1 protein-coding gene is annotated in these 1048 nt (G+C 62.5%); it reads left to right on the plus strand.

Annotation, left to right across the window (positions count from 1 at the left end):
• Window positions 1–1047: elongation factor Tu (gene tuf / locus ABE571_RS18800; protein WP_346464659.1), on the plus strand; the 1047-nt coding region annotated here is incomplete at its 5' end.
• Between the last annotated feature and the right edge of the window lies 1 nt (window position 1048).

The following is a 1048-nucleotide window of genomic DNA, read 5'->3' on the forward strand; positions in this document are numbered from 1 at the left end:
TCGATCGACGCCGCGCCGGAAGAAAAGGCACGTGGCATCACGATCTCGACCGCACACGTCGAATACGAATCCACCGAACGTCATTACGCCCACGTCGATTGCCCGGGCCATGCTGACTACGTCAAGAACATGATCACCGGTGCTGCCCAGATGGACGGCGCGATCCTGGTCTGTTCGGCTGCTGACGGCCCGATGCCGCAGACCCGTGAGCACATCCTGCTCTCGCGTCAGGTCGGCGTGCCGTACATCGTCGTCTTCCTGAACAAGGCAGACATGGTCGATGACGCCGAGCTGCTGGAACTGGTTGAAATGGAAGTCCGCGAGCTGCTGAGCAAGTACGACTTCCCGGGCGATGACACCCCGATCATCTCGGGTTCGGCCCGCCTGGCGCTGGAAGGCGACCAGAGCGAAATCGGCGTGCCGGCCGTGATCAAGCTGGTCGAAGCTCTCGACAGCTGGATCCCGACCCCGGAACGTGACATCGACAAGCCCTTCCTGATGCCGGTCGAAGACGTGTTCTCGATCTCGGGCCGCGGCACCGTCGTGACCGGTCGTATCGAGCGCGGCGTGATCAAGGTCGGCGAAGAAATCGAAATCGTCGGTATCCGTCCGGTCCAGAAGACCACCGTCACCGGCGTGGAAATGTTCCGCAAGCTGCTCGACCAGGGTCAGGCAGGCGACAACGCCGGTCTGCTGCTGCGCGGCACCAAGCGTGACGACGTCGAGCGTGGCCAGGTCCTGGCCAAGCCGGGTTCGATCAAGCCGCACACCACCTTCGACGCCGAAGTGTACGTGCTGTCCAAGGACGAAGGTGGCCGTCACACCCCGTTCTTCAAGGGCTACCGTCCGCAGTTCTACTTCCGTACCACCGACATCACCGGCGCTTGCGAACTGCCGGAAGGTGTGGAAATGGTGATGCCGGGCGACAACGTGAAGATGGTTGTCACCCTGATCAACCCGGTCGCCATGGATGAAGGCCTGCGCTTCGCGATTCGCGAAGGCGGCCGTACCGTCGGCGCCGGCGTGGTCTCCAAGATCATCGCGTAAT

Source organism: Stenotrophomonas sp. TWI273, from assembly GCF_039674765.1.
GTDB lineage: Bacteria > Pseudomonadota > Gammaproteobacteria > Xanthomonadales > Xanthomonadaceae > Stenotrophomonas.